The sequence below is a fragment of the Rhodococcus sp. 1168 genome (genome assembly GCF_002091955.1).
GTDB lineage: Bacteria > Actinomycetota > Actinomycetes > Mycobacteriales > Mycobacteriaceae > Rhodococcoides.
In genome coordinates this window covers 1-4,658 of record NZ_MKKY01000095.1, presented here as the reverse complement: position 1 = coordinate 4,658, position 4,658 = coordinate 1, and the positions used below count along the sequence as shown (strand labels likewise).

The window sequence follows — 4,658 nt, the reverse complement described above, 5'->3', positions numbered from 1 at the left end:
CGAGCATCCTCAATAACGCGCCACGGTGGTCCCTACCCTCTGGCAATCAGGTGGTCCCATCACTCGGGCAAGCGACACTACATACGTATCATGCTGAAATGCTATCAATTTTGAGTCAGCCGCAATGTGGAAGATCTATGGCGAGAACGCCGGTATCGCGATTCGTTCGACCTGGGGAAATTTACGCGAAAGCCTCAAGACCGACGCGAAGTTATTCGGCGGAAGAATCAAATACCTTGACTACGAGCGAGACCGTCTGCCAACCAACACCTATACCGATGACTACTTTTACAAGAGAAACAGTTTTGATTTTGAGCACGAAATACGGCTGATTTCTCACGCACCGGACCTCGCTGCATATATACAGGCCAACAGCGCAGATGAAACAGTCACATGGCCAAAAGTTAGTCGAATTGATGTCGACTCAACCAAACTCATTCAAAACGTTTTCGTGCATCCACATCATGCGAATTGGGTGCGAGATGCAATCGAGTCCGTTTCTCGCCAGTTCGGTTTCCAGTGGCCAATCATTCATTCGAACCTGTACACATCCCGAATTTTCGCTTTTAACATGCCAGGGCTTAAAGCCTCGGAATCGAGCGGAACGATCCTAAACGAGCCGAAAGGCGACCACTAAAACGCTGATCTAAGTCACGAGCCACGTTTCAGTTAGGAGGCATATCTAAACATCATCCGGACCATCTGCGCTCGCGTCATTCTCATCACGATTAAATCCCTCTGGGTCCTCGTGCTCGTACAGGACCGAACCGACGAGACCCTCAACTGAAATCGCATCCGGAGCTGGCTCTTCACGACCCTCGACGATCGCAAGGCGCACGGCGGCAATGTATGCCAATCGCACGGCTTGGATCACCAACACCCGGCGAAGACCATCGGAGACCTCCCCACGTTCATGCGCAACAGCGGCCAGGCGCGAAATAGTTTCTGCCCGTCGTGCAATGCGAACATCGGGATGCCCGCGATCAACTCTCATTTTCTCTGTGATAAGTGGGAATCGGTACGACTCCTGGAGCAGTACTCGCTCACTCAACGGGGGAATTTTCTCATTTAGTATTGCGCCAAACTTCGATCTTTCAATAGCGCGTAGATAGGCAGTGTATTCACTCGAATCTAGTAGGCTTTGGGCGTCCCTGAACCGCTGGTCTTTTTGTTCATCCTTCTTATCGCCTTTTGTTGGTTCGCCAGAAAGATCCCAAATTGGCCACAACTCCACTTCTGCGACTTCAAAAATGTCAAGAATCCGCATCGCCACCGCATCCGTTCGCTGATTAGTTAGATGACGGTTAACACGTGTGGAGATGCCCTCCTTCGTCTGACCAACGTAAATTGGCTCACCCTCATAATCGTAAAAAGCGTAGATACCCCAGGTGCTGCTGCCGACTGTGCTCCCATTCTCACACTTGTATCGTAGAGCTGCCCTCAAAAGCTTTCGAAATTCCCTTACCGGCTCCGCTGGTAACGAACTCTTTACGGGTCTTTTAATTTTGACATCCGTTGTGGCTTTGCTTTTACTAGACAACGTTCATAACCCGATCGCCGGAAGACTGCCCGTTCAAAATTCCATTCGCGAGTGGAATTAAATAGTTCTTGGACAACCAAGTCACTGCCGGAACGCAGACAGCATCACCGAACCCGAAGAGCGCTTGGTTGTTCCTTGCACCATCAAGATTAAAGTCAGGTGCCCCCATCAGCCTGGCGTACTCCGTCGGGGTCATCCATTTCACTTGCACTTTGCCGTAGCCAGCCCTAACTACAGCTTGTTTGGATGACCCGCCTCGCGCTGTTCGGAGGCACCCCGAGATGTCGTCCGGCCTCACCTCCCATCGAGCAACGCCGTCTCGCGTCCGACGGTAGGCCGTGCGGTACGTCCAGGCTCGGCGAATCTTCAAAATATTCAGCCTCTCGTCCTGAACGAAGGAGAGGGATTCGAGAAAGCGTTCGGTCCGCTCAACCGGCCACCAGTCGTGGGTGGTATCGATTACTTTCTTCAGTCCCGACGTGAGGGGCGCAGGTGGAGCCGGCAGCTGCGCTCGGTGGGTTACGAGAGTTGGATCGCCATACGAGGCTTGCAGCCAGTCGGGCCGCAGCTCGCTATTGGGGTCTGGAACGTCTTTTGGTGGTGTTAGAGCTCCGACCAGGAACAACCGAGGCCGCGATTGCGGAACAAACCGCCGTGCGTCAAGCGTAAGAACATCGACGGAGTACCCGAGGTCGTTCAGGCTCTTGATCGCCGCCGCGAGATCGTCGCCGCCGTGTGATGTGGCAAACCCCACGACATTCTCCAACGCGACGACAGGCGGCCGCCGATCCTTCATCTCGTCGAGAATTCGGGTGAACTGCCAGAACGTGCCCGACGCGTGACCTGCCAGTCCTTTGCGGTTGCCTGCCAACGACAGGTCCGTGCAGGGAAAACTCGACCACGCAATGTCCACATCGGGGATGTCGTCGCCCGTCACTTTGCCGATGTCGCCGTGTACGAGATGATTGACTTCGTCTCTGAAGTGGGTTCGATACATCGATGCCTTGACATCGTCAAAGTCGTTGGCCCAACTAACCTTTACACCCGAAGCTTCAAGCCCCAGCCTCGCCAACCCGATGCCGGCAAAGAATTCTGCGGCCTGCGGATGTGACTCAGTTGAAACCAGTGCGAGGGAACGCTTCGAGACCATGCCCGTATCCTACGGCGGCATACCGTCAAGTCAGCGAGAGGCATACGCATCGCAGTTGACGCGGAACTGCAGAAGAGGCCAACCATCAAAGGTTGATCCGCCAGAGCAGAGCGCCCGACTGCGGTGGCAGGCGAACTGAACCGTCCCGGGTTTCTTGCCGCTCCTACGCTTGCAACATCTCCGGGTGGAGTGCCGATTCTTGACTGTAGTAGACCTCCTCGAACTCTTCTGATGTGAGGTAGTCGAGGGTGCTGTGGAGTCGGCGTTGATTGAACCAGTCGACCCACCCCATCGTGGCAAACTCGACATCGTCGATGGTCTCCATCGGCCCGTTCAGGAACGGGCTCCGCTTCGATACCGCCTCGGTCTTGAATAACCCAATTATGCTCTCCGCCAACGCATTGTCGTAGGCATCCCCGACACTTCCGATCGATGCCGCAATGCCCTCGAGCACAAGCGTTTCCGCGAACGCGATCGAGGTGTATTGGGCAAGTTCAACCGGTCGTTGCAACACCGGGCTGTTGGAGTGAGCCTAGCTGCTCGGTAAAGACTTCGGCGGGGGTCTTCCATCCGAGGCTCTTGCGTGGTCGGTTGTTGACGGCGAGTGCGACGGCTTCGAGGTCCTTGGCGGACCAGCGAGACAGATCAGTGCCTTTCGGGAAGTATTGCCGCAGAACTCCATTGGTGTTTTCGTTGGTAGGTCGCTGCCAAGGAGAGTGCGGATCGGCGAAGTACACTTTGGTGCCGGTATCGAGCGCGAACTGGGCATACCCGGACAGCACCTTGCCGCGGTCCCAGGTGAGGGTCTTGCGCAGCTGCTCGGGGAGCTCGGTGATCGATTCCGCCAAAGCGGCATTCATTGCGACAGCTCCGTAACCGCCCAGCGACGGACCGTTTTTCACTGGCGGGTTATCACCCCAGCCTTCCAGCCGGGGAAGGTGCACGAGGATCGTGCATCGACTGCTGCGCTCGACGAGTGTGCCGATCGCAGAGCGGCCCGTCCCGATGATCAGGTCATCCTCCCAATGCCCAGGGAACGCGCGATCATCGGCTTCAGGCGGGTGTTCGGAGAGAACGACATCCGCGGTGACATGCCCCTGTGGCTTGTTCCGCGAGCGCGCACGTGGCTCCCGCAGTGCGCGGCCTGTACGCAGACACGTCACCAAATCGCGTTTGAGGGCGCCTCGGCCCTCGATGAATAGTGATTCGTGGATCGCCTCCTGGCTGATACGCATGGACTCATCATCCGGGAAGTCGACTTTCAGCCGCTGCGAAATCTGCTCCGGGCTCCACGCCGTCGCCCACCTCCGGTCCTGTCGATGCGGCTTGTTCAACCCCTTCCACGGCGGTGGCTGCGGTCCACTGATGACCGTGCCGTCCGATAACCGGGCACTGCCCGCTAAACGTTCTTGTACGTATTCACGTAACTGGTTGTTGTTCAACAGTTTCGCGGACTTCGGACGCTTCGAGGCCTGTTGTGCTTTCCACTGCGCGACCAGGGCACGGTAGAACAGTTTTCCGCTCCGGGTTGCTGCGTTACGGCGCAGTTCGCGTGAGATTGTTCCTGGGTCGCGGCCGATCCTGCGGGCGATCTCGCGGACGCCGACGTCCTGGGCGCGCAGCAGTGCGATTTCCTCGCGTTCGGCGAACGAAAGGTAGCGGCCGGTGGGCTCATCGAGACTCAGTGGCGTCATTCCGCCAGCGTGGCGGAACCACCGCGACCCGACTGGGACCGACACGCCGACCGTCAAAGATGCCTCCGCGGTGCTCATTCCGGTCGCAATCAACCGCCAGAACTGACGTTGCACCACCCGCGAAGGCTCCGGTCGCCCGGGCGAACGCATCGCTGGGCGAAGCGCACGATCAGCACGCCACTGCCGACGAGTGTTTCTTGCAACATCGCTGGCCTTCTTGCTCCAGTCTGCTGTAGCCATGTCGCATACCTCCGAGATCAGGGTGTTGCGACGA

At 57.1% G+C, this 4,658-nt stretch carries 5 protein-coding genes; 1 reads left to right on the top strand and 4 read right to left on the bottom strand.

The genetic code is table 11. The annotated features are described in order from the left end of the window. Positions 1–124 precede the first annotated feature (124 nt). Complete coding sequence (locus BJI47_RS23185) at positions 125–637, top strand: hypothetical protein (RefSeq protein ID WP_088945954.1); 513 nt, start codon at positions 125–127, stop codon at positions 635–637. Positions 638–682: 45 nt separating this feature from the next. Here BJI47_RS23185 and BJI47_RS23180 read toward each other — a convergent pair whose 3' ends face one another. From BJI47_RS23180 to BJI47_RS23165, 4 genes are all read right to left on the bottom strand, one after another. After that, positions 683–1,267, bottom strand: a complete 585-nt coding sequence (locus BJI47_RS23180; RefSeq protein ID WP_217808581.1) for a hypothetical protein — start codon at positions 1,265–1,267, stop codon at positions 683–685. A gap of 265 nt (positions 1,268–1,532) precedes the next feature. Further along, entirely contained in the window at positions 1,533–2,690 is a 1,158-nt protein-coding gene (locus BJI47_RS23175; RefSeq protein ID WP_088945953.1) for a DNA cytosine methyltransferase, read from the bottom strand. Positions 2,691–2,853: 163 nt separating this feature from the next. Next, the gene (locus BJI47_RS23170; protein WP_176225041.1) at positions 2,854–3,201 is read right to left on the bottom strand and encodes an integrase core domain-containing protein; all 348 of its coding nucleotides are present in this window, start codon (positions 3,199–3,201) and stop codon (positions 2,854–2,856) included. Then, entirely contained in the window at positions 3,185–4,384 is a 1,200-nt protein-coding gene (locus tag BJI47_RS23165) for an IS30 family transposase (protein WP_125458815.1), read from the bottom strand. The genes BJI47_RS23170 and BJI47_RS23165 overlap by 17 nt, the downstream gene beginning before the upstream one ends. Positions 4,385–4,658 lie beyond the last annotated feature (274 nt).